At 71.5% G+C, this 23,347-nt stretch carries 22 protein-coding genes; 12 read left to right on the top strand and 10 right to left on the bottom strand.

Features of this window, described 5'->3' with window-relative positions:
- The first annotated feature begins 109 nt into the window (after positions 1–109).
- From ACIBK9_RS49255 to ACIBK9_RS49245, 3 genes are read left to right on the top strand one after another with little or no spacing between them, the layout of a single operon-like run.
- Entirely contained in the window at positions 110–1,360 is a 1,251-nt protein-coding gene (locus ACIBK9_RS49255; protein WP_397166141.1) for an extracellular solute-binding protein, read from the top strand.
- The gene (locus ACIBK9_RS49250) at positions 1,357–2,247 is read left to right on the top strand and encodes a carbohydrate ABC transporter permease (RefSeq protein ID WP_397166139.1); all 891 of its coding nucleotides are present in this window, start codon (positions 1,357–1,359) and stop codon (positions 2,245–2,247) included. Before ACIBK9_RS49255 ends, ACIBK9_RS49250 begins: the two co-directional genes overlap by 4 nt.
- Complete coding sequence (locus ACIBK9_RS49245) at positions 2,244–3,065, top strand: carbohydrate ABC transporter permease (RefSeq protein WP_387655483.1); 822 nt, start codon at positions 2,244–2,246, stop codon at positions 3,063–3,065. The genes ACIBK9_RS49250 and ACIBK9_RS49245 overlap by 4 nt, the downstream gene beginning before the upstream one ends.
- Here ACIBK9_RS49245 and ACIBK9_RS49240 read toward each other — a convergent pair.
- Positions 3,036–4,142, bottom strand: coding sequence for a winged helix DNA-binding domain-containing protein (locus ACIBK9_RS49240; RefSeq protein WP_397166137.1), 1,107 nt, complete (start codon positions 4,140–4,142; stop codon positions 3,036–3,038). The two genes, ACIBK9_RS49245 and ACIBK9_RS49240, sit on opposite strands and share 30 nt — an antisense overlap.
- A gap of 50 nt (positions 4,143–4,192) precedes the next feature.
- Positions 4,193–5,323, bottom strand: coding sequence for an alpha-hydroxy-acid oxidizing protein (locus ACIBK9_RS49235; RefSeq protein WP_397166135.1), 1,131 nt, complete (start codon positions 5,321–5,323; stop codon positions 4,193–4,195).
- 82 nt (positions 5,324–5,405) lie between these two features.
- On the opposite strand from ACIBK9_RS49235, the gene ACIBK9_RS49230 reads away from it, so the two are divergent.
- Complete coding sequence (locus tag ACIBK9_RS49230) at positions 5,406–7,043, top strand: protein kinase (protein ID WP_397166134.1); 1,638 nt, start codon at positions 5,406–5,408, stop codon at positions 7,041–7,043.
- Positions 7,044–7,056: 13 nt separating this feature from the next.
- Here the strand turns inward: ACIBK9_RS49230 and ACIBK9_RS49225 are convergent, their stop codons facing one another.
- The 3 genes from ACIBK9_RS49225 to ACIBK9_RS49215 form a co-directional block, all read right to left on the bottom strand.
- The gene (locus ACIBK9_RS49225) at positions 7,057–10,287 is read right to left on the bottom strand and encodes a protein kinase (RefSeq protein WP_397166133.1); all 3,231 of its coding nucleotides are present in this window, start codon (positions 10,285–10,287) and stop codon (positions 7,057–7,059) included.
- A 105-nt stretch (positions 10,288–10,392) separates the two neighbouring features.
- Positions 10,393–10,947: a GNAT family N-acetyltransferase gene (locus ACIBK9_RS49220; protein ID WP_397166131.1), complete on the bottom strand. Its 555-nt coding sequence runs from the start codon at positions 10,945–10,947 to the stop codon at positions 10,393–10,395.
- A 12-nt stretch (positions 10,948–10,959) separates the two neighbouring features.
- Positions 10,960–11,469, bottom strand: coding sequence for a shikimate kinase (locus ACIBK9_RS49215; protein WP_397166129.1), 510 nt, complete (start codon positions 11,467–11,469; stop codon positions 10,960–10,962).
- A gap of 38 nt (positions 11,470–11,507) precedes the next feature.
- On the opposite strand from ACIBK9_RS49215, the gene ACIBK9_RS49210 reads away from it, so the two are divergent.
- On the top strand, positions 11,508–11,789 hold the full coding sequence (locus tag ACIBK9_RS49210) for a hypothetical protein (RefSeq protein ID WP_352319513.1): 282 nt from the start codon (positions 11,508–11,510) through the stop codon (positions 11,787–11,789).
- A 13-nt stretch (positions 11,790–11,802) separates the two neighbouring features.
- Positions 11,803–12,186, top strand: a complete 384-nt coding sequence (locus ACIBK9_RS49205; protein ID WP_364330157.1) for a ChaB family protein — start codon at positions 11,803–11,805, stop codon at positions 12,184–12,186.
- 5 nt (positions 12,187–12,191) lie between these two features.
- On the opposite strand, the gene ACIBK9_RS49200 is transcribed toward ACIBK9_RS49205, so the two are convergent.
- Both ACIBK9_RS49200 and ACIBK9_RS49195 read right to left on the bottom strand, forming a co-directional pair.
- Positions 12,192–14,018, bottom strand: a complete 1,827-nt coding sequence (locus tag ACIBK9_RS49200; RefSeq protein WP_397166127.1) for a transketolase — start codon at positions 14,016–14,018, stop codon at positions 12,192–12,194.
- A gap of 125 nt (positions 14,019–14,143) precedes the next feature.
- Positions 14,144–14,524 (bottom strand): helix-turn-helix domain-containing protein, encoded by a 381-nt coding sequence (locus tag ACIBK9_RS49195; protein ID WP_358288320.1) that lies wholly within the window; start codon positions 14,522–14,524, stop codon positions 14,144–14,146.
- 130 nt (positions 14,525–14,654) lie between these two features.
- Between ACIBK9_RS49195 and ACIBK9_RS49190 the strand changes: the two genes are divergently transcribed.
- The 3 genes from ACIBK9_RS49190 to ACIBK9_RS49180 all read left to right on the top strand — a co-directional run bounded on the left by ACIBK9_RS49190 (position 14,655) and on the right by ACIBK9_RS49180 (position 17,535).
- On the top strand, positions 14,655–15,062 hold the full coding sequence (locus ACIBK9_RS49190) for a RidA family protein (RefSeq protein WP_397166125.1): 408 nt from the start codon (positions 14,655–14,657) through the stop codon (positions 15,060–15,062).
- A gap of 71 nt (positions 15,063–15,133) precedes the next feature.
- Entirely contained in the window at positions 15,134–16,849 is a 1,716-nt protein-coding gene (locus ACIBK9_RS49185; protein WP_397166123.1) for an ATP-binding protein, read from the top strand.
- A gap of 170 nt (positions 16,850–17,019) precedes the next feature.
- Complete coding sequence (locus tag ACIBK9_RS49180) at positions 17,020–17,535, top strand: GNAT family N-acetyltransferase (RefSeq protein ID WP_397166121.1); 516 nt, start codon at positions 17,020–17,022, stop codon at positions 17,533–17,535.
- 533 nt (positions 17,536–18,068) lie between these two features.
- Here ACIBK9_RS49180 and ACIBK9_RS49175 read toward each other — a convergent pair.
- Positions 18,069–19,073: an SDR family oxidoreductase gene (locus ACIBK9_RS49175; RefSeq protein WP_387670872.1), complete on the bottom strand. Its 1,005-nt coding sequence runs from the start codon at positions 19,071–19,073 to the stop codon at positions 18,069–18,071.
- 8 nt (positions 19,074–19,081) lie between these two features.
- A complete protein-coding gene (locus ACIBK9_RS49170; protein WP_352319527.1) occupies positions 19,082–19,348 on the bottom strand; it encodes a hypothetical protein in 267 nt (88 codons plus the stop codon).
- Between the two features lie 54 nt (positions 19,349–19,402).
- Between ACIBK9_RS49170 and ACIBK9_RS49165 the strand changes: the two genes are divergently transcribed.
- From ACIBK9_RS49165 to ACIBK9_RS49155, 3 genes are read left to right on the top strand one after another with little or no spacing between them, the layout of a single operon-like run.
- The gene (locus ACIBK9_RS49165) at positions 19,403–20,410 is read left to right on the top strand and encodes a DNA topoisomerase IB (RefSeq protein WP_397166119.1); all 1,008 of its coding nucleotides are present in this window, start codon (positions 19,403–19,405) and stop codon (positions 20,408–20,410) included.
- Between the two features lie 45 nt (positions 20,411–20,455).
- Positions 20,456–20,704: a BON domain-containing protein gene (locus ACIBK9_RS49160; RefSeq protein WP_352352068.1), complete on the top strand. Its 249-nt coding sequence runs from the start codon at positions 20,456–20,458 to the stop codon at positions 20,702–20,704.
- Positions 20,688–21,437 (top strand): metallophosphoesterase, encoded by a 750-nt coding sequence (locus ACIBK9_RS49155; RefSeq protein WP_397166117.1) that lies wholly within the window; start codon positions 20,688–20,690, stop codon positions 21,435–21,437. Before ACIBK9_RS49160 ends, ACIBK9_RS49155 begins: the two co-directional genes overlap by 17 nt.
- Positions 21,438–21,451: 14 nt before the next feature.
- Here ACIBK9_RS49155 and ACIBK9_RS49150 read toward each other — a convergent pair whose 3' ends face one another.
- The gene (locus ACIBK9_RS49150; protein ID WP_397166115.1) at positions 21,452–23,233 is read right to left on the bottom strand and encodes a PP2C family protein-serine/threonine phosphatase; all 1,782 of its coding nucleotides are present in this window, start codon (positions 23,231–23,233) and stop codon (positions 21,452–21,454) included.
- Positions 23,234–23,347 lie beyond the last annotated feature (114 nt).

Here is a 23,347-nt window from a genome sequence, read left to right as displayed (position 1 = left end):
TTCGATGAAATTTCGCGAAATGCAGCACGCTGTTGTGCACTGCACAACATCTCCTGACAGGTCTTCTCGACTCCAGAGCGAATTCCTAGTGTCTGCGCAGGAGGTAATAGTGAAGTTTCTTTACTTTGCCGCGGCCGGAACGGCCCTGCTCACGCTGGCCGCCTGCGCCCCCTCGACCGCTCCCGCCTCCGGCGGCGGCGACGAGCGGACGGGGACGCTGCGCGTCTGGCTGTTCGACGAGCCCAACCGGGCCCCCAAGGACAAGGTCGTCAACGAGGCGATCAAGGAGTTCACCGCCGCGCACGCGGACGTCAAGGTCGAGGTCACCTACATCCCCACCACGCCCGCCCGGCACGAGAAGTTCAAGGGCGCCTTCAACGACCCGGCCAGCTCCCCGGACGTCGCCGAGTACGGCAACACCGACCTCGCCGAGTACGCCGCCGCCGGCGGCCTCGCCGACCTCACCGCCGACCTGAAGGGCCTGGACCTGGCCCCCGACCTGGTCAAGTCGGCCTCCGTCCAGGGCAGGCAGTACGGCCTGCCCTGGTTCATCGGCATCCGGGCCCTCTACTACCGCACCGACGTCTTCGCCGAGCTCGGCCTGAAACCGCCCACGTCCATCGGCGCCCTGACCGAGGCCGCCCGCACGATCCGCAGGAAGAAGCCCGACCTGTACGGCATAGCCGTCGGCGGCGAGTACACCTTCGGCGCCCTGCCCTTCGTCTGGGACGCCGGCGGCGACATCACCTCGCTCGACTCGCCGCAGTCGCGCAAGGGCGTCAAGGCGTACACGGACCTGCTGACCGACGAGGTCTGCCCGCCGCAGGCGTGCGTCTCGCTGACCGGCGGCAAGACGGTCGAGCTGTTCGCCGGCGGCAAGGCCGCGATGGGCATACTCGGCAACTTCAGCCGCTCGGCCGTGGACGCCGGCGCGGCGGCCGGCAAGTACGCCGTCGTCCCGCTGCCCGGCGCGGCCGAGGGCTCGATCGCGCCCGCCTTCGCCGGCGGCAACAACCTGGGCGTGCTGAAGAACGCCGGTCACCGCACCCTGGCCGCGGACTTCGTCAAGCTGCTGGGCGGCAAGGCGTACCAGGCCAAGATGTACGACGCGATGGGCAACCTGCCGACGCTCACCTCGGCCCGCGACGAGCTGGCGGCCAAGGACCCGTTCGTCAGGCCGTTCCTGGACACGGTGGCCAAGGGCACCCGGTTCGTGCCGATCGACCCCGCCTGGGTGAAGATCGACAACGGCAAGGTCATCCCCACGATGCTGCAGAAGGTCGCGACCGGCCAGTCCACCGTCGAGCAGGCCACCGCCGAGGCGGCCGCGGCCGTCAAGACCGCCTTCGGCCGCTCGTGAGCCGTGGCACGAGCGTCCGCCGCGGGCGCCCCTGGCTCTACCTGCTGCCCGCGGCGGCCGTGCTGGTCCCCATGTTCGGCTATCCGGTCTACATGCTGGGCCTGCTGTCGGTCTTCGACTACCGGCAGGCGCAGGTCAGCGGCGGGCAGCCGAGCGCGTTCGTCGGGTTCGGCAACTACGCCGCGCTGCTCGGCGACCGGCGGTTCTGGGAGGTGCTGGCCCAGACCGTGGGGTTCGCGGCGGCGCTGGTCGTCGCGACGCTGGCGGTCGGCGCGGCCCTGGCCGTGCTGCTGACCAGGACCGGGCCGCTGCCGAGGACCGCCCTGTCGCTGGCCGCGCTCGGCGCGTGGGCGGCCCCCGCGATGACCGGCTCCACCGTGTGGATGTTCCTGTTCGACGCCGACCTCGGCCTGGTCAACCAGGTGCTCGGGACCGACGGGTTCAACTGGTTCTACGACCGGTGGATCACCTTCGGCGTGGTCGGCGCGACGGTCGTGTGGCACTCGTTCCCGCTGGTGATGATCACCCTGTACGCGGGCATCCGGGCCGTCCCCGCCTCGGTGCTGGAGGCGGCCGCGCTCGACGGCGCCTCGGCCTGGCAGGGGTTCTGGCGGATCATCGTGCCGATGTTGCGGCCGCTGGTCACGATCGTGGTCATCCAGTCGGTCATCTGGGACTTCAAGCTCTTCACCCAGATCTACGTGATGACCAACGGCGGCGGCGTGGCCGGGCAGAACACCGTGCTCAACGTCTACGCCTACCAGATCGCCTTCGGCTCCTCCGAGTACGGGCTCGGCTCGGCCGTCGCCGTCGTCATGACGCTGATCCTGCTGGTGATCACCCTGTTCTACATCCGGGCGCTGCGGCGCAGTGGGGAACGCCTGTGAACCGACGACGTCTTCTGCCCAACGCGGTCGCGCTGGTGGTCGCCCTGCTCACCGCGTTCCCGCTCTACTGGATGGTGCTGTCGGCGCTCAAGCCCGCCGGGGAGATCCAGTCGCTGGAGGTCAGGCCCTGGACCTCGCACCCGACGCTGGACAACTTCGTCCGGGTGCTGACCGGGGAGAACTTCGCCCGCTACCTGCTCAACAGCGCGATCGTGGCGCTCGTCGTGGTGGTGCTGTCGGCCGGGGTCGCCTTCCTCGCGGCGGTGGCCGTGACCCGGTTCGCCTTCCGGTTCAGGACGACCGTGCTGATCATGTTCCTGGTCGCGCAGATGGTGCCGGTCGAGGCGCTGACGATCCCGCTGTTCTTCGTGGTCCGGGACCTGGGCCTGCTCAACACGCTGGCCTCGCTGGTGGTGGTGCAGCTCGCCTTCACGCTGCCGTTCGCGATCTGGATGCTGCGCGGGTTCGTCGCCGGGGTGCCGGAGGCGCTGGAGGAGGCGGCGATGATCGACGGGGCCGGACGCGCGACCGTGCTGTGGCGCATCCTGTTCCCGCTGGTCGCGCCCGGCCTGGTGGCGACCAGCGTGTTCTCCTTCATCACCGCCTGGAACGACTTCGTCTTCGCGCGCACCTTCATCGTCTCGGCCAAGGACAACCAGACCCTGCCCGCGGCGCTGCTCGTCTTCTTCAAGCCCGACGAGAACGACTGGGGCGGGATCATGGCCGCCTCGACGCTGATGACGATCCCGGTGCTGATCTTCTTCGTGGCGGTGCAGCGGCGGCTCGTGTCAGGGCTTGGAGGGGCGGTCAAGGATTGAGACGTCGTGCTCGTCGTCGGGGGCGAGGAACTCCAGCAGCAGCCGCGCCTCCCGCTCGACCTCGTCCAGCTCGGCGATCGGCGTCCACTGGTGGACGTTCAGCGTGGAGACGCCCTTGGCCCTGGTCACCGTCCAGTCGCCGGCGGTGACGCCGTCCACCAGGATGATCCGGGGGATCACGTTCGTGCCCATGAACGACCCCTGCATGACGGCCGCGCCGCGCTCGCTGATCACCCGCGAGCGGTCGGCGTGCGACAGGAACAGGTTGTCGAAGTCGTACATCAGCCGCACCGGCGCCGGGACGTCCTCCGCCGGCCGGACGGCCTCCGGCAGGTCGTACAGGGTGCGGCCGGCGGCGTCCCTGAAGCGGACCAGGTCCATGGACTCGACGACCTCGCCCAGCCTGGTCAGGCCCGACCAGGTCTGCGCGTCCTGCACCGAGGCCGGGCCGAAGGCGGCCAGGTAGCGCCGGACCAGCTCGGCGGGCGTCATCGGCGGCACCTCGGCCGGGCCCAGCCACGACTCGGCGGTGGTGTGCGCGACCGGCCCGCTCCTGCCCCACAGCCCGCGCGGCGGCACCTGGACCAGCGGCAGCAGCCAGCGCACGCCCTGGCCGAGCGCGTGCTGGTCGTGCTCCGGCCACCGCTCGGCCAGCGCCCGCCCGAGGTCGGCGAAGGTCATCGCACGCTCCTCCAGCAGCGCCCGGCCGGTCGCGGCCAGCTCCTCCAGGTCGACGCCCGCCAGCCGCTTGCCGAACGTCGTGCGCGTCATGCGCTCGGTGACGGCCTGCAGCAGCGGCCGCATGGCCAGGCAGTCGCGGGCGGTGACCAGGTGGATGGTGGAGCGCTGCAACGCGATCCGCACCAGCTCGCGGCCGGCCAGCAGGCCGGAGACGTCCTCGGGCTTGAGCCCCTCGATGCGGTTCCACAGGCCGACGTACCAGGTGTGGGGGGTCTGGGCCTGGAGGCCGCCGAGCCGCTCGACGACCTCCTGCACGCTGCCGCCGCCGCGGCGCAGCAGCAGCTGCCGGTCGAGCGTGGCCCGGTTGAGCGCGCGCTGGGAGATGAGGGGATCCATGGGGACAAAGGTAGGGGCAATCGCGGTCACTTCCGGACCTCGATGTGCACTCAGGCGAGCGCGTCGGGGCCCAGCTCGTCCGTCGTGGAGTAGCCGGACAGGGCGAGCGTGATGTCCAGCTCGCCCAGCAGGCAGCGCAGCACGTGCTCGACGCCCGCCTGCCCGCCCAGCGCCAGCCCGTACAGCACCGGACGGCCGACCAGCACGGCCCGCGCGCCCAGCGCGAGCGCCTTGACCACGTCGGCCCCGGTGCGCACGCCCGAGTCGAACAGCACCGTCAGCCGGTCGCCGACCGCCTCGGCGATGCCGGGCAGCGCGTCGAGCGCGGCCAGGGCGCCGTCGACCTGGCGGCCGCCGTGGTTGGACACCACGATCCCGTCCACGCCATGCTCGGCGGCCAGGCGCGCGTCCTCGGCGCTCATGATGCCCTTGAGCACGATCGGGCCGTCCCAGTGGTCGCGCAGGAACGGCAGGTCGTCCCAGCTCAGGCCCGGGTTGGGGAACATGCCCGCCCAGTGGGCGACCGGGTTCTCGACCCCGGCGAAGTTCGGGTCGCTCAGGTAGTTGGCGATGCCCGTGCCGGCCAGGAACGGCAGGAAGCCGCGGTCGAGGTCGGCCGGACGCCAGCCGAGCAGCGTCGTGTCCAGCGTGACCACCAGCACCGAGTGGCCGGTCGCCCTGGCCCGGCGCAGGAAGCTCAGGCACACGTCCCGGTCGGTCGGGTAGTAGAGCTGGTACCAGCGCGGCGCGTCCCCGCCCGCCGCCGCCACCTGCTCGAAGTCGTGGGCGGCGGCCGTCGAGTGCACGTACGGGACGCCGACCGCGGCCGCGGCCCGCACGGTGGCGAGCTCGCCCTCCTCGTGGGCCAGCGTCTGCACCCCCATGGGCGCCACCAGCACCGGCGCCGCCATCCGGGTGCCCAGCACCTCGCAGGACAGGTCACGCTGCCGCGCGACGCCGCGCAGCATCCTCGGCACGATCCGGCGCCGCTCGAACGCCTCCAGGTTGGCCCGCGCGGTCGAGCCGCTGCCCGCGCTCGGCACGATGTAGCCCAGCGCCTCGGGCGGGAGCACCCGCCCGGCCGCGCCCTCCAGGGCCGACAGATCGGTGGTCAGCTCCGGCGTGCGGCCTTCGAGCATGCCCGTCAGGTAGATGCCGAGCTGGTGATCGCCTGCGTTCATGGCGCCCATCCAACCAGGCCGCCCGTCCCCGCCGCGACCACCCTGATGACGGCGACCACGACGCGGCCCTACGCTGCTTCCCATGCACAAACGCGTGATCGACAACCGCTTCGAGCTGACCGAGAGGCTCGGCGGCGGTGGCATGGGCCTGGTGTGGCGCGCCTGGGACACCGCCCTCCACCGCGAGGTCGCGCTGAAGGAGGTCCGGCCGCCCGATCCCGCGTTCGAGGAGCACGACCCCGAGGCCGCCCGCGAGCTGCGGGCCAGGGTGCTGCGCGAGGCCCGCGCGCTGGCCCGGCTGAACCATCCGCACGTCGCCACCATCCACCACATCGTCGATCCGGGCGGCGACGGCTACCCGTGGATCGTCATGGAGCTGGTGACCGGCGGCTCGCTCGCGGACCGCCTCGCGCGCGGGCCCATGACGCCCTGGGAGACCGCCCGGCTGGGCCGCGAGGTGCTGTCCGCGCTGCGCGCCGCGCACGCCGTCGGCATCCAGCACCGCGACGTCAAGCCCGCCAACGTGCTGCTGCGCGAGGACGGCCGCTCGGTGCTCACCGACTTCGGCATCGCCGCCGTGCGCGAGTCGACCAGCCTGACGGCGACCGGGTCGTTCATCGGCTCGCCCGAGTACATGGCGCCCGAGCGCATCAACGGGCACGAGGGTGACCCCGCCTCCGACCTGTGGTCGCTCGGCATGCTGCTGTACGTGGCCGTCGAGGGCCGCCACCCGCTGCGCAGGAGCACCACGCTGGCGACGCTGGCCGCCGTGCTCAACCAGGACGTGCCGCCGCCGGAGCGGGCCGGGCCGCTCGGTCCCGTGCTCGGCGCGCTGCTGCGCCGCGACCCGGCCGGCCGTCCCGACGCCGAGACCCTCGACCGCATGCTCGCCGCCGCCGCCGACCCCGGCTCGCCCCCGCCCGCCTACCCGCCCCCCGCCCCGGCCCCGTTCCACCATGGCCCGCCGGCTGGGGCCACCGTGCCGCCCGGGGCGCGGCAGGGGGCCACCGTGCCGCCCGGGGCGCCGCAGCCCTGGGGGCCGGAGCCGTCGTTCTCGCGGGCCGGCACCATGGCGTCGCGCCGCGCCCGCCGTTCGCCGGTCGCCGCCGTGACGGCCTCCGTGGGCGCGCTGGCGGTGACCGGCGTGCTGGTCTACACGCTGCTGCCCGGCGTGCGCGGCGCCGAGGAGCCGACCCAGCCGAACACCCCGCAGCTCACCCCGGTGGAGACCACCGACGTCGAGGAGCCGAAGGCGAGCGAGGAGCCGGAGCCGCAGCCGGAGAACCTGCTCACCGCCGACGGCATCCGCACCGCGATCAAGGCGCTCAAGCCGGTCATGGGCGGCACCAAGGTCGTCCGGATGGTCGTCTACCCGACGTACATCTCCGCCGAGGCCCCGGTCAAGGGCGACCCGGCCGTCTACGACCGCTACGCCTACCGCGACGGCAGGGCCACCCGCGAGGGCACCGGCTCCACCATCCGCACCCCGGTCGTCGACCTGGCCAAGTACAACTGGGACGCCCTGCCCGGCCTGCTCAAGAAGGCCCAGAGCGTCCTCGGCGTGCGCAAGCCCACCTCGCGCTACCTCATCGTCGATCCGAACTTCGTCTTCACCAGCACCAAGCAGGTGCTGCTCGTCTACATCAGCGACGCCTACCGCACCGGCTACCTGGTGGCCGACCCCCAGGGCAGGGTGCTCAAGACCTACCCCGCCTCCTGACCGGCCGCCCGGCTCAGCACCCGCCCTGGTAGCCGCTCTCCGGGATCAGCCGGCTCCACTCGTCCTGGCTGAGCGGCCCGCCCGCGCGGGCGCACACCTCCTGCGCCGTCAGCGCCGGGTCCACCGGGCTCTCGCGGACGCTGCCGTCCGCCGCCACGCCGCGCAGCCTGCGGCCGTCCTGGCTGAAGGCCAGGCCCTCGGCCCACGACCCGACCTGGCCGACCTCGCGCAGCGTGCCGGCGTCCCACAGGGAGGTGCGTTCCGTGTCGATCGCTAGCAGGTCGCCGCCGGGGGAGAAGCGCAGGTCGCGTACGGGGGCCGGGCCGGTCTCGACCGAGCCGGCCCGCTCGCGCCCGCGGACGTCCCACAGCTCGACGCGCCCGCCGCCGAGCCCGAGTGCCAGCGTGCGGCCGTCGGGGGAGAAGGCGAGCGCGGTGGGCCGGGCGGCGGCCGGGGCCAGTGGGGTGACCTCGCCGGTACGCAGGTCGAGCAGGTTCGTGCCGGAGGCGAGCGTCGAGCCGTCGGGGCTGAAGGCCATCGCCAGGTCGCCCGCGCCCTCGTAGGCCCTGATCCGGCGGCCGACGCGCACGTCCCAGGTCTCCAGCAGCCGGCCGCGCGCGGTGGCCAGCGTGTCGCCGCCGGGGGACAGGGCCACGGCGGGCACGTCGCCGCCCGCGTCGATGACGGCGACCCTCCTGCCGCCCGACGCCTCCCAGACGGTGACCGGGTCGCCCGCCACGGCCAGCAGCCTGCCCGCCGCGTCGAAGGCCACGTCGCCGGTGGCGGCGATCTCGGCCAGCGGCTTGCGCGCCACCACGTCGGTGAGCCGGATGGCGTTCCCGACGTCCTTGGCCGCCACCCGTCCGTCGCTCGACAGCGCGGCGGTGCGGACGCCGGAGGAGGGCGCCGGCAGCCCGGAGACGTCGAGCGAGACGACCGAGCCCAGACCGCTCAGGTAGCGCAAAGTACGGCCGTCGGCGGAGAAGGCCAGGTCGCCGTGCTGGTCGCCGCGGAAGCGGTAGGCGCCGGCCAGCCGCCGCTCGGCCACGCTCCACAGGCGCACCTCGTCCCGGCCCGGGAGGGCGAGCAGGCTGCCGTCGGGGCTGAACACGGGCGTGCCGGCGGAGCCGTCCGCGGGCATCGCCGCGTCGCCCGCCTCCGCCGCGAACGCGGTGGCGGCGGTTCCGGTCGCGGCCTCCCGCGGCGGCTCGGCGCCGGGCGTGAGGAGGGTCACGCCGTCGCGGCCCGCGACGGCCAGGGTGCGGCCGTCGGGGCTGAACGACAGGGGCGGCGCCGACCGGTCCGGCCCGGTCTGCGGCCGGACGGTGAACTCCCGCTCCTTGACCCGGCCGGGCAGCGACCAGAGCTCGACCCGCCCGTCCAGGTCGGAGACCGCGGCCCGGCTCCCGTCGCGGGACACCGCCACCCGGCGGTCGAGCACGTCGAGCAGCACCTCGGCGCCCCGGTAGACCCTGGTGCGGTTGCCGCTGGTGATCGTGTACGTCCCGGTCGCGGGCGCCCGGCCGGTGGCCACCTCGACAGGCTGCCCGCCGGGGCTCTCGGCGTACCGGCCGTCGTCGCTCAGCGCGGCGCTGCCCTCGGGGAGCGCGTGCGCGGCGAGCTGCCGGCCGCTGCGCACATCCCAGACGGTCAGCGTGCGGTCGCGCCACCTGACCAGCTCGTCGCCGCGCAGCAGGTAGCCGGCCCGCTCGTCGGCCGCGGGGTCGGTGAACACGCCCAGCTCCGGCTGCGCCAGGGAGGCCTGCAACGCCACCCGCGCCTCGAACACCGGCGACAGCCGCCAGGCCGCCACGCTCAGCCGCATCGCCGTACGCGGGTCGGAGGAGCGCAGCGCCTCGGCGCGGGCGGCCACGGCCCGCGCGTTGGCCTCCAGGAGGTGTCCGCGCAGCTCCCGCTCGCCGTTGAGCGAGACGGCGGACATCGACACCGCGACGGCCAGGGCGGCGGCCAGGGTCGCCATCGAGGGCCGCAGCAGCCGCCTGCGCTGCTTGGACATGGCCACGCTCGCGCCGATGAAGTCGCGTTCGAGCTGGCTGAGCCGCAGGTGGCGGCGCTTGGCCGCGGCCCAGCCGAGCGCCGTGTCGAGCCGGTCGCCCCGGTAGAGGTACGTGTGCCCGCGCCGGTGGCGCGACCACCGGCCGGCCGCCAGGCGCAGCTCCCGGTGGACGGCCAGCCCGTCCCGCTCGTCGGCCACCCAGCCGCGCAGGCGAGGCCAGGCCCGGTAGAGCGCGGCGCTGGCCGGCGCCACCCGGTCGTCGCGCACCGCCACGAGCTTGCCGACCGCGGTCTCGGTCGGCGGCACCCGCACGCTCCGGCGTACGAGCAGCCCGGCGTCCATCAGCGGGGCCAGCACGCCGCCCTCGTCGTGCGGGTCGTCGCCGTCCATCAGGCGCAGCAGCAGGCCCGGCACCGCCTCCTGCTGGCGCGGCGTGAGCCCGGCGTAGACGCGCTCGGCCAGCTCGCCGAGCGACCGGTGCCCGGCCACGCCCGCCGGCGGGCGCAACGCGGCGGGGTCGGCCTCGACCAGCAGCTCGTCCGCCGCCGGGCGGGCGGCGGGGTCTTTGGCCAGCGCCCGCCCGACCAGCTCGCGCAGCCCGTCGGGCAGGGCGCTCAGGTCGGGATCGACGGTCAGCAGCCGGTGCAGCACCGCGCCGAGACTCCGCCCGGAGAACGGATCGCCGCCCGTGGCCGCGTAGAGCACCACGGCCCCCCACGAGAAGACGTCCGTCGCCGTCTCGTGGCCGCTGCCGGTCAGGATCTCCGGGGCCAGGTACGTGCACGTCGCCCCCAGCGAGCCGCCGACCGCCACCCCCATGTCGATCACCTTGGGGCCGCCCGCCGCCAGCAGCACGCTCTCCGGCCGCAGGTCGCGGTGGGTGAGCCCGGCCGCGTGCAGCGCGCGGAGCGCCCCGGCCAGCGCGCCCGCCAGCGCCGCCAGCTCCTCGCCCCGGTACGGTCCGTGCCGCTCGACCGCCTGCCGCAGGTCGGGCCCGTCGACGAACTCGCTCACCACGTAGGGGATGCCGTGATCGACCCCGGACGCGACCACCTCCGCCAGATGCGGGCAGCTCACCCGCGCGACCGGCTCGACCTCGACCCGGGGCACCTTCACCGCGTAGCGGCGGCCCTCGTCGTCGTAGGCGTCGTAGACCACCCCGCGCGCGCCCGCGCCGAGCCGGGCGGCCAGCCAGAAGCCGCCCAGCCTCTCGGGATCACCAGGCACCAAGCGCATCGTCACTGATGCTTAGATGCGCCGGACCGGCCGTTGGTTGTCGGTGAACGACCACAGGTCCCCCGCGCGCCTCGGGGGACCCATGCGTCATGATCATTATGCCAGGCTTCTGGATCTTGACTGCCACTCCGGCCGCAGCACCGACATCGTCACGGAGTCGTGCCACTCGCCCTCCCACAGCAGGGTGTCGCGCTGCACGCCCTCCTCCACGAACCCGATCTTCTTGTAGACGTGCCGCGCCCGGTCGTTGAAGGTGAAGACGCCGAGGCCGACGCGGTGCAGCGGCGTGGTGGCGAAGGCGTGGCCGAGGACCAGCTCGATCGCCTCGGTGCCGTAGCCCTTGCCGAAGACCCGGGCGCCGATCAGCGCGATCCGCAGGTTGCACGACAGGTTGTGCCGGTCGAGCTCGTTGAGCACGACCTCGCCGACGTACTCGCCGCCGGCCATGACGGCCAGGTCGAGCCGGTCGGCGTGCTCGCCTCTCGTGCTGTACCACTGGCGGGCCACCTCGTGGTCGACCTCGCCGTGCGAGCCCGTCAGCCGTTGCACCTCCGGATCGCTGATCAACGTGATCAGGCCCTCGACGTGCTCGGGACCGACCGGGAGCAACGTGACGCGCTCACCCGTCAAAGTGGGTTTCTCGGCGAACATCCCCTCTGGGTATCAGTCCTGCTCATCGGCGGGCAAACCCATTTTCCGCAGGGCCGCGTCGCGCACCTCCTCGGGGGTCAGCACGCCGACGTCGCACGTCAGGTCCGCCACCTGCTGGAAGTAGCCCTCCCGCCGGGCCCGCATCTCCGCCGGCTGGAACTCGGGACGGTGCGCGCCCGAGCTCATGCGCCGGGCCAGGACGGCGTCGGCGGCGTCCACCCAGACCACGAACGCCTCGCGCAGCGCCTCGCGCACCCGGGGGTCCTCCACGGTGCTGGCCGCCGCCGCGATCACCTTCGGCTCGCCCGCCAGCGCCGCCAGCACGTGCTCGGCCTCGTACCGGTGCAGCGCCTCGGCCCCTTCGCGGACGGCGATCTGCGCGGCCGTGCCGCCGTGCTCCTTCTCCAGGAACGGGTCGCTGTCGGTGAACGGCATCCCCAGCGCGGTGGCGAGGAGGCGGCCCGCGGTCGTCTTACCCGATCCCATCAGCCCGATCACCACGACTGGTTTGTTTTTCGACATGTGGATAGAGGTTCCTTCGTGTCAAGGAGGTAAATCTGATGACCATCGCCGGAAGCATCATCCTCATCATGCTCGGTGCGATCCTCACCTGGGCCGTCGAGTTCGACCTCGCCGGTCTCGACATCAACGTCGTCGGCGTCATCCTCATGCTCGGTGGCCTGGCGGGGCTGCTGTTCGGCATCTACCGGATCAGCGTCACCCGCAGGGCGGTCGGCCCGATCGACGAGCCGGTGCACCGGCACGAGATCTACGAGGAGCCGGAGACCCGCAGGACCACGGTGTACGAGGAGCGCCGCCACTACGACGAGCCGCCGCTGTAGGAGGTGAATCGACATGCCAGCCGTTGACGAGCTGCCGTCGACCATCAAGCGTTCGCCGAAGAAGGCACAGAACACGTGGATCAAGGCGCACGACTCCGCCGTGAAGGAGTACGGAGAGGGACGGCGCGCGCACATGACCGCGTTCGCCGCACTCAAGCACTCCTTCGAGAAGGTCGGGGACCACTGGGAGCCCAAGGGGCAGAAGGGACCGTCCGACAAGGGCGCGACCGACCGCTCCGGCAGGACCCAGGAGGGCGTGGACGCCAACGCCAGCAAGGAGCACTTGCAGGGCGTGGCGTCCAGGCTCGGGGTGCGCGGCCGATCCAGGATGACCAAGAAGGAGCTGGTGGACGCCATCAAGAAGGCCAACAGGAAGGCCACGGCGAAAGCCCGCTAGTTCCCTCACAACAACCGCTTGACCGCCTCGGCAATCGCGTGGCGGTCTATGCGGGCGTCCGCGAGCTGTTCCTCAGGCGTCGCCGACCCGGGCAACCCGGTCACGGCGAGCTTCACCACCCGCGGGCCGAGCTCGCTGACGGCGTCCAGCACGGCGTCGCCGAGACCGCCCTCCAGCCGGTGATCCTCGACCGTGATCAGGTTGCCCGTCGTCGTGGCGGCCTCCACCAGCACCGCCGCGTCCACCGGCTTGACCGAGTACAGGTCGATCACGCCGACCGGGAGGCCGGCCGCCGTCAGCTCGTCGGCCGCCGCCAGCGCCTCGTGGACCGTGATCCCGGCCGCCACGATCGTGGCCCGGTCGTCGGGCGAGCGCCGCAGCACCCGCGAGCCGCCCACGGGGAAACGTTCGCCGGGCGGGTAGATGACCGGCGTCTCGCCGCGGGTGGTGCGCAGGTAGGACACCCCTGACACGTCCGCCATCTCGACGGTCAGCGCCGCCGCCTGGTTGGCGTCGCACGGGTACAGCACCGTGCTGCCGTACACCGCCCGCATCATGGCCAGGTCCTCCAGGCCCATCTGCGAGGGGCCGTCCTCGCCGATCGAGACGCCGGCGTGCGAGCCGACCAGCCGGATCGACGCCTGGCTCACGCCGGCCATCCTGATGAAGTCGTGCGCCCTGGTCAGGAACGCCGCGAAGGTGGCCGCGTACGGGGTCCAGCCGCGCACCGACAGGCCGACGGCCGCCGCCACGAGCTGCTGCTCGGCGATGTACATCTCGAAGAAGCGCTCGGGGAACGCCTGGCCGAACTCCTCGGTCTTGGTCGAGTCGGCCACCTCGCCGTCCAGCGCCACCACGTCGCCGCGGGCCGCGCCGAGCGCCGTCAGCGCCGCGCCGAACGCCGCCCTGGTCGCCGCCCTCGCGCCGACCTCGTACTCCGGCAACGTCGCCGGGCGCGGATCGAAGTGGAACGGCTCGGCCTCGCCCTCCGGCCGGTGCACGTCCACATGGACGCTGCGCGGCCCGCCCAGCTCGTCGATGGCCTTGTCGGGGTCCTTGAGCGCCTTGCCGTGCGCGCCCTCCCGGTTCTCGACCTCGACGACGCCCTCGCCCTTGCGCGTCTTGGCCAGGATCACGGTGGGACGCCGGCGGGTGTTGCAGGCGTCCCCCAGCGCGAAGTCGATCTGGCCGGGGTCGTGGCCGTCGATCTCGATCGTGTGCCAGCCGAAGGCGCCGAACCGGCGCGCGTACGCCCCCGTGTCCCATCCGTGCCGGGTCGGGCCGCGCTGACCCAGCCGGTTCACGTCCACGATCACGACCAGGTTGGCCAGCCCCTCGGCCCCGGCGTGCTCGGCCGCCTCCCAGATGGACCCCTCGGCCAGCTCACTGTCACCGCACAGCACCCACACCCGGTACGGCAGCCGTTCCAGCCGTCCCGCCATGGCCACGCCCACGCCCACCGGCAGCCCCTGACCGAGCGAGCCGGTCGCGACGTCCACCCAGGGCAGCCGGGGGGTGGGGTGCCCCTCCAGCCGGCTGCCCCGGCGCCGGAACGACAGCAGCTCCTCGTCGTCGATGACCTTCGCCGCCTTGTAGAGCGAGTAGAGAAGGGGGGAGGCGTGGCCCTTGGAGAAGACCAGGTGGTCGTTGCCGGGGTTGTCGGGGCGGTCGAAGTCGTACCTGAGGTGGCAGGAGAACAGCACGGCCATCAGGTCCGCGGCCGACATGGACGAGGTGGGGTGCCCGGAACCGGCCGCCGCGGCGGCGCGCACGGAGTCGACGCGCAGCTGCGCGGCCAGTTCGGTCAAGTACTGGAGATCGCGTTCAGGCATCAAGACCCTCCTCGTGAGTTTCACGCCGCCTACCCCCTGCGCGGCGCTTAACTCGGGCCTGACGTCAGCTGACCCCATTTGTCGGCAGTTGAAACCTCCCTCGCCTGGGCGGTTCGCGGGCGGCGTCAGGCGTCGAAGCGGCGGCGGGCGGCCTCGATGTCGCCGAGGTGGCGCTGCGTCCACGCGCACATCGCGTCGACCGTCGCGCGCAGGGCCCGCCCCGGCTCGGTGAGCGTGTACTCCACCCGCGGCGGCACGGTCGGATACACCGTCCGCTCGACCAGCCCGTTGCGCTCCAGCATGCGCAGGTTCTGGGTGAGCATCTTGTGGCTGATCCCCTCGACCTGGTCGCGCAGCTCGCCGAACCGCAGGGTGCCCTCGCCGATGGCCTCGATGATCAGGAACGCCCACTTGTTGGCGACGTCCGTGAAGATCTCCCGCGCCAGGGAGTCGGCCCGCCTCAGGTCCGCCGCGCCGTCCGAGCCCTTGAACTGCTTGGTCACCATGAGGTTCCCCAGTCACTGAAAAGTGCGTTCTTCCACGTCAGCAGACACTCTCCTACAGTTCCTCAGTAACCACAAGAGAGTCTTGGGGGCCGTACGCGCGTTCCGGCCCCCCTGTCAGGAGGCGCACGCCATGCCCGTCACCCTGCTGAACCCCGAGGGCCTGCCCGAGATCGACGTCTACCACCAGACGGCGGTCGCGTCGGGAACGAGGCTGATCTTCGTCGCCGGCCAGGTCTCCTGGGACGCCGAGGGCACGACCGTCGGCGCGGGCGACCTCGCCGCGCAGGTCGAACAGTGCTACCTCAACGTCGCCACCGCCGTCGCCGGGGCCGGCGGGTCGTTCGACGACGTGGCGAAGCTGACCGTCCACGTCGTGGACTGGACCCCCGACAAGATGCCCGCCCTCCTGGACGGGATCTCCCGGGCGAAGGCGAGACTGGGCACGACGGCGACCCCACCGGCGACCCTGCTGGGCGTCGCGGCCCTGTCCGTCCCGGACCACCTGGTCGAGGTCGAAGCCACCGCGATCGTCCCGTAAGGGACGCGCGACGTACTGAGAGCAACTGAGAAACGTCGTTGAAAACCCACTTCTCAGTTATCCTCAGTGAAGTGAGGCATGACGAGGTGGACGCGGCGCTCGCTGTGGTGGGGGAGGGCGTCAAGGCGGACTCCCTGGAGTCGGAGACGCTCGACTTCAAGCTGGTGGCCGAGTCGCTGAAGGCCACGTTCAATCTCATCTCCGACGCCCTCGTCTGCTTCGTCAACGCCCACGGCGGCACCCTCGTCCTGGGGGTCGACGACAAGGCGACCGACCGTGTCCGGGCACTTCGCGGTGTGCCCGAGAGCTACACGGTGGAGGGCGTCCGGAAGGGGATCTTCGACCGGACGAGCCCACCGATCACCGCCTTCGTGGAAGAGCGGGTCGTCGAAGGCGCGCGGCTGATTCTGATCACGGTCCCGCAGGGGGCGATGCCGCACAGCAACGCTGCGGGCCTCGCCACCCGTCGTCTCGGCAAGGAGTGCCTGCCGTTCCCTCCGCATCAGCAGCGCGAGGTCATGATCGCTCGCGGCCAGGTCGACTGGTCGGCCGACGCCTCCAGCCTCAGCATCAGCCAACTGAGCGCGGTGGAGTTCGAGAGGCTACGGCGGCTGCTGATCGCCAGCGGACGCGATCATCTGGCCGAGCTGGCGGACCGCGCTCTCCTGGAGTCGCTCCGCCTGATCGCCCCCAACGGAAGCGTCACAAATGCGGCAGTGCTGCTGCTGGCGGATGAAGAGCTGATTCCGCGAGTAATCCCGAGTTATGGCTACTCCTACCAGTTCCGCCCCACCTCGGGCAGCGAAGCCACCGGGCGGACGAGAGGAACCAGGCCGTTGATCGCGGCGATCCAAGCCATGACCGACGCCATGGAGAGCCGTAGAGAGGTGTGGCCGCTCAATCTGGCAGGTGGTGTGCAGCTCCAGCTCACCGACTATCCCAGCGAAGCCGCACGAGAGCTGGTCATCAACGCCTTCATCCATCGGTCGTACGAGACCGGCGGAACCGTCGACATCGAGCACTCTCCCGAGCGAATGATCATCACGAGCCCCGGTGGCCTGGTGTCGGGAGTGACCCCCGCCAACATCCTCACCCATCCGTCCACTCCCAGGAACCGGCTCCTCACGGAGACCGTGTCCGTCCTGCAACTCGCCGAGCGGACAGGACAAGGGGTGGACCGCGCCTACCGCGAGATGCTCAGAATCGGCAAGGAGCCACCGCTCTTCGAGGACCACGGAACGTTGGTCCGCGCGACCCTCGCGGGCGGCATCGGGAACGCGGCCTTCGTGCGGTTCATCAGTGATCTGCCACTGAGGGCGAGCAGGGACATCAACATCCTGCTCTCCTTGACGCACCTGCGTCACAGCAGAAGCATCGACGCGTTCGAGCTGGCTGAGATCATTCAGCGGGCGCCCGTCGAAGCGCAGGAAGTGCTGCGCATGATGCTTGACGACTACAGCCTGATCGCGCCCACCAAGCGAAGCGCCTCCAAGCAGTTCCCCACATATCGGCTGCGAGCAGAGGTGCTCGCAGCCATGTCCCGCTCGGTTTCGTATCGACATGTCGACGTGGACGACATGGATCGAAAGGTGATCGAACACGTCCGGGAGTACGGCTTCGTCACCAACCAGACGATACGCCGCCTCTTCGATCTGCATGTCTACGCGGCCCGGGACCTGCTCAACAGTCTGCGGGAGCGCGAGATCATCGACAAGATCGGCGAAGCGCGTGGGGGAGCGGGCGTGAAGTACGGGCCGGGGCCCAGATTTCCGAAGTCCAAATCCTGAAAGCCGGGTGCGCGGACGGGCCTGGCTCCGGATGTCGTCGGTGCGTCACCTTCGGCGAATGCGTTCTCGTGAACTCGTTGAAGGGGTGCGGTGGCTGACCGTGGGGCTGAGGGATCGGCCCTTCAGCCCCGGCCGAGTCGGCAACGGTAGCCGGCACTAGTGTTCAGGTCATGCCTGACGTGATCACGGTTCACCCCGCGCAACCCGGCGACGGGGACGTCCTCGGCGAGATCCACGCCCTGTCCTGGGGCGTCTCGCACGGCCCGCTGTGTGCGCCGAAGGTCGCCGCGGCCGGGATCGAGGAGCGGCGCGGCAAGTGGCACGGCATCCTGGCCGAGGGCGGAGACCCGATCCTGCTGGCGCGCCTGAACGAGCGGCCCGGGGCCTTCGCCCGGTTCGGGGCTTCCACTTCCCGTCCCGGCTCCGCGGAGATTCATACCTTCTTCGCCCATCCGGACGTCTGGGGCAGCGGCATCGCCGGCGTTCTGCTGACGGCCGTCCTGGACGCGGCACGCGACGCCGGGTACGACGACGTGCACCTGTGGACGATCCGGGACTCGGCCCAGGCCCGCCGCTTCTACGCCAAGAACGGCTTCACCGAGACCGGCAGGACCCACGACCACGAGTTCGAGGAGGGGCCTGCGCTGGCTTTGATCGAGCTGGAGCGAGCCTTGCCGGGGCGCTGAGCCGAACTGCCTTGACCCTCGGGCCCTCCGGAGCCGAGTGCTGCGACTCTGAAGATCGCAGTGGTTGGTGATGCTCCCGTTGCCCAACTAGTGATCTTTGGGACGGCTGGTGGGGGTGAGCAGGTCCGCTGCCAGGTCGGGCGCTGGCGAATGGCCGATACCTCGGTAGGGAAGCCGTCTTGGGACCCGGTCCGGGACGGCTTCCGTTGCCCAGCCGGTGATCTCTGGGACGGCTGGTGGAGGATGAGCAGGTCCGCTGCCAGGTCGGACGGTAGGGGGATGGCCGGTACATCGGCAGGGGACACTTCGCTGCGCCCCTGGCCCGGGGTGGGTTCCCGTGGCCCAGCCGGTAGCCGGGTGCCGGGCGGGTGACCATGGCGAGCGGAGCGAGCAGGCGGGGTGGGTTCCCGCGGTCCACCCGGTAACCGGCCCCGGGCCGGGTGACCATGGCGAGCGGAGCGAGCATCCGGGTGGGCTCCCGCGGCCCACCCGGTAACCAGGTGCCGGGCGGGGGGCCAGAGAAAGGCCCCCGGTCAGCGAGCGAGCCGGCGGGCCACCGTGACCGCCGCGGCCACACCCCCCACAGCCGCCATCACCGCCCGCCGGTGCTGGGAGAGCCACACCTGCGGGCTGTGACCGTGGGAGCGCCGGTCGAACGTGCCGTGCGCCCCGTAGTCCTTGTCCTCGTCGGCCGGCTCCCAGAGGTTCGACACCCCGCTCGGCTGCTTCTCGTCCGTCTGCTGGGACTGGATGCCGGTCCTGGCCAGGTACCGGTCCACCAGGGCGGGGGCGACGCGCTGCGCCATGAGGGTGGCCGCGGTGCTGGCGCCCACCCAGTATTCCTTGCGTCCGGGGTGCTCGGCGGCGTACACGATGGCGCGCGCCGCGACCTCCGGCTGGTAGATCGGGGGTACGGGCTGGGGGTGCCGCCGCAGCTTGGACAGGACCCACTCGAACTGAGGGGTGTTGACCGCGGGGAGCTGGACCAGCGTGACGTCGATGCCGCTCCGGTCGGCCAGGAGCTCGGTGCGCAGCGACTCGGTGAAGCCCTTGATGGCGTGCTTGGCCCCGCAGTACGCCGACTGGAGGGGGATGCCGCGATGGCTCAGGGCCGAGCCGACCTGGACGATGGTCCCGGCGTTGCGAGGGCCCATGAGGTCGAGGGCGACCTTGGTTCCCCACACATAACCGAGGTACGTCACCGAAGTGGTACGAGCGTACTCATCTGGCGAAATATCGGTGAACTTGGCGAAGACTGAGGAAAAGGCGGTGTTGATCCAGGTCGAGATCGGTCCCATCTCCGCCTCGACGCGCTCCGCCGCCGCCTTCACCTGCTCGTAGTCGGCCACGTCCGCCTCGTAGACCTTCGCGTCCCCGCCCGCGGTTCCCACGTCCACGGCGGCCGCGCCCAGGCCCGCCGTGCCGCGGGCGATCAGGGCCACCCGAGCGCCGCGAGCGCCCAGCTCGCGCACCACCGCCCGCCCGACCCCGCCGCTCGCGCCCGTCACCACTACCACGCGTCCTCGAAGGGATGCCATGTCGGTTGTCAGCCTGCCTCTCCCGTGTTTCGGTCCTTCTGCCGCCGGATCGCCAGGGCGATGTCGACGATCGTGATGATGAACAGCACGATCGCGATCCCTGCCATCACCGGCGCGCCTGCTATGAGTCCCAGCACCGTGAACGCGAAGAGGAACACCAGAATGAACGATCCCACCCTGATGTGCACCACGTCGCGCGGTGTGGCGGGCACCATGGGGTGGCCCTTCCGGTCACCCTCTTCGTGCCATCTACCGTCATCCGTGTTCTCAGGCATGCCGCTCACCTGCCCGTCCTGTTTGTTGCCTAACGTGCTGGGTAGCCGCCCTGCGTGCCCGAGCTACATCCCAGTGACCAGAGTGAGCCGGGGATCGTCCGGCGCCGTCGCGGGCGCGGGTTCAGCTACGAAGGACCGGACGGGCGGCCGGTGCGCGACAAGGCGACGCTGGAGCGCATCAGGTCGCTCGTCATCCCCCCGGCGTGGAAGGACGTCTGGATCTGCCCCTCCCCGTACGGCCACCTCCAGGCCGTCGGCGTGGACGTGGCCGGACGCCGGCAGTACCGCTACCACGACCTCTGGCGCGAGCAGCAGGACAAGGCGAAGTTCGACCACGTGCTGGAGGTGGCCGAGCGCCTGCCCGCGTTCCGCAAGGCCGTGGACGACCGTCTCAAGGGCCGCGGCCTGACCCGGGACCGGGTGCTGGCCGCCGCCGCCCGCCTGCTGGACGTCGGCTTCTTCAGGATCGGCGGCGAGAGCTACGACACCTACGGTCTGGCCACCCTGCGGATGGACCACGTGACCTGTAGCAACGGCGTCGTGACCTGCGCCTACCAGGCCAAGGGGGACATCTCCCGCGAGGTCGTGGTGGCCGATCCCGGAGCCTGCACGGTGCTGCGTTCGCTCAAGGCGCTCGGCGCGGAGGGCGAGCTGCTCCGCTACCGCCGCCCGGAAGGCGGCTGGGGCGACGTCAGGAGCGAGGAGATCAACGACTACCTGCGCGAACTGGTCGGCTGCGAGGTCACCGCCAAGGACTTCCGCACCTGGCACGCGACCGTCCTGGCCGCCGTGGGCCTGGCGGTCTCCAAGCACGCGCCGGAGAACGGCACCGCCAGGAAGCGGGCGGTGACCCGGGTGATGCGGGAGGTGGCCGAGTATCTGGGCAACACGCCGACCGTGGCGCGGGCATCGTACGTGGACCCGCGGGTGGTGGAGGCGTACGACCAGGACAGGACGATCGCCGCGGCCCTCACCGAACTCGGAGCGGACGCCGATTACGGGCAGCTCGCCACCCACGGGACGGTGGAACAGGCCGTTATAGACCTTATTCGCGCCGTTTGAGCCTTTAATCCCCGGGCATGCGGCGACAATAGAAGGAGGCAAGCGATGGAAGCTCCGCAGTACGTCGCGGCCCGCGTCCAACAGGCGCTGGCCGAGGACGGACGCACGAACGAGCTGGGCATCCGGGTCGACGTCCGCGGCGACCAGTTGTTCCTGCGTGGTCAGGTGAGCGGAGCCGAGCAGCGCGACAGGCTCGGCCAGGTGGCGCGGGAGATCGCGCCCCAGCTGCACCTGCACAACGAGATACGCGTGGTCGACGTCTCGGTGCTGGGGGAGGATGAGCATCTTGACTGACCTGCGAATAGCGGCGGTGGGCGACATCCACCTGGGCGAGGACGTCAGAGGCCAGTACCGGCGCAGGCTTGAGGGCATCGAGGAACGTGCCGACGTGTTCATGGTCGCGGGAGACCTCACCCGGCACGGCACGCTGGAGGAGGGCCGGGTGGTGGCCGACGAGCTGCGCGACCTGCCGATCCCCACCGTGGCGGTCCTGGGCAACCACGACTACCACTCCGACCTGCAGTACGAGATCGCCGCCGAGCTGCGCGACGCCGGCGTCATCGTGCTCGACGACGACGGCGCGGTGATCCACTGTGGTGACCGGAAGCTGGGCGTGGTCGGCGGCAAGGGGTTCGGCGGCGGGTTCGCCGGCAAGAGCGCCAGCGAGTTCGGCGAGCGCGAGATCAAGAACTTCATCTCCCACACGCGCTACATCGCCGAGGCGTGGAAGGTCGCGCTCAAGGAGCTCGTGGCCGACCAGCGCGTGGTGCTGTCCCACTACTCACCGATCAAGGAGACGCTGGAGGGCGAACCGCTGGAGATCTACCCCTTCCTCGGCAGCTACCTGCTGGCCGAGGCGGTGGACACGGCGGGCGCCGACCTGATCCTGCACGGGCACGCCCACAAGGGCACGGAGAAGGGCATGACATCGGGCGGCATCCGGGTGCGCAACGTCGCCCTGCCCGTCCTCGGCAGGGCGTACGGCGTCTACTGCCTGGAGGAGCCGGGCAACGACTACGACGACTGACCCCGCAGGAGGCGTCACAACACGCGTGCGGCGATCACGCACACGTCGTCGGTGGAGTCGTCGGCGCCGAGCCGCCGCAACAGGCAGTCGATCATCTGCTCGGGATCGTCCCCCACGCACGAGCGCGAGGCCCGCAGGAGCGCGGCCATGCCGACGTCCAGGTCCTGCCCGCGCCGCTCCACGACGCCGTCGGTGTACAGGACCAGGGTGTCGCCGGGTTCGAGCTGGGTGACGGTCATGTCGTACTCGGCCGCGTCGAAGGCCCCCAGCAGCGTGCCGGTGACCCCGTCGATGGCCTGCCCGTGCCCGTCCCTGATGAGGACGGGCGCGAGGTGCCCGGCGTTGGTCCAGGCGAACGTGCGGCGCTCGGGGTCGAAGTGGCCGATGATCGCGGTTCCGGTGACGGTGACGTCCTCGTTGGAGTGCACGATGAGGTCGTTCAGCCAGGTGGCGAGCTGACCGGCGGGAGCGCCGGTGTAGGCCAGGCCGGCCAGCCCCGAGCGCATCTGCAGCATGATGCTCGCGGCGGTCAGGCCGTGGCCCATGGCGTCGCCGATGGCCAGCAGCACGCGGCCGTCGGTGATCAGCCGGGCCTTGAACCAGTCGCCGCCCAGCCGGGCCAGGTCCTCGCTGGGCAGGTAACGCACGCCGACGGCGAGCCCCGGCAGCGGGATGAGGCCCCGGCGGATCGGCAGGATCGTGTTCTGCAACTGGACGGTGATCCGGTGCTCCTGCTCGGCCCGTTCCTTCTCCTTGGTCGCCTGCTCGTGCGCCACGGCCAGCGCGCGTTCCCTGCGCCGGTTCTTGGTGACGTCCTGGACCAGGCAGCGGACCTTGACCGGCACGCCGTCCCCGTCGAGGATCGGCTCGCTGTAGACGCACAGGTGGCGTACGCCGTGCCGGTGCTGGATGCGGAACTCGTTCTCCACGGCCTCGCGGAACTCCAGCAGCGTGCGGATCTGCTCGTCCATGACGGGGAGGTCCTCGGCGACCACCACGGCGGGCAGCTCCTCCAGGGGCATCGGGCCGTCGGCGCGGGCGCGGCCGAACATCTCGTACATCTGGGGCGTCCACAGGGTGCGCTCGGTCGCCAGGTTCCACTCGCCCCAGCCCAGTTCGGCCAGGCGCTGGGCGCGTTCCCAGCCGGAGACCAGCAGCTCCTCGTCGTCGAGGATGCGCCAGCTCACCAGCAGGCCCTCGTCCACGCGCGCGGCGCGCACGGCCAGGGTCGCCGGCCACAGCCGGTAGTCCATGGCCTCGACGAACTCCAACGGCATGTGGTGCAGGGACTCGCCCGACTCGTACACGGCGATGTAGTCGTCCAGCAGGCCCGAACTGGCCACGCCGGGGCTGACCGACAGCAGGCGGCGCCCGGCCAGGTCGTCGGCCGTGCGCCCGGCGGGGGTCCTGGCGTGCTTGTTCGCGGCCAGGACGAGGAAGTCCACGACGCGGCCCGCGTCGTCGTGGACGGGGGTGAGGAAGAGGGCCGAGGCGTGCACGCCCGCCAGCATGCCGCGTACCCACTCGGGCACCTCGGGCCGTTCGAGCACCTGCTCGGACGGCCGTTCGATGCCCTTCGCGACCTCGGTCAGGTCCAGACCGCTGTGCTGGGCCATCCTGGCGAGTTGCTCGGCGGCCTCGCCTGGGCGGATGTTGAGCCGGGTGGCCAGGCGGGCCGTGGCCTCGTCGAGGATGGCCTGGGTACGCAGGTGGCGGCGGACGTGAACAAGTTGCTCACGGACCCGTGCCGAAGCCGCGTTCATCTCGTAGCGGTTGAACGGCGGAAATCTGCTCACTCGCTCCCCATGCCCGATCAATCGGGATTGAGGGCTGGTGGTGCTGATGTTTCGGCAAAACTAGGTGGTCCGCTGGGCCGTTCTCGAGGTTCGGCCCAGCGGGTTGTCACGGAC

The sequence above is a fragment of the Nonomuraea sp. NPDC050227 genome (assembly GCF_044459705.1).
Lineage (GTDB): Bacteria > Actinomycetota > Actinomycetes > Streptosporangiales > Streptosporangiaceae > Nonomuraea.
The sequence above is the reverse complement of the archived record's forward strand: the minus strand, read 5'-3'. Positions and strand labels throughout refer to the sequence as shown.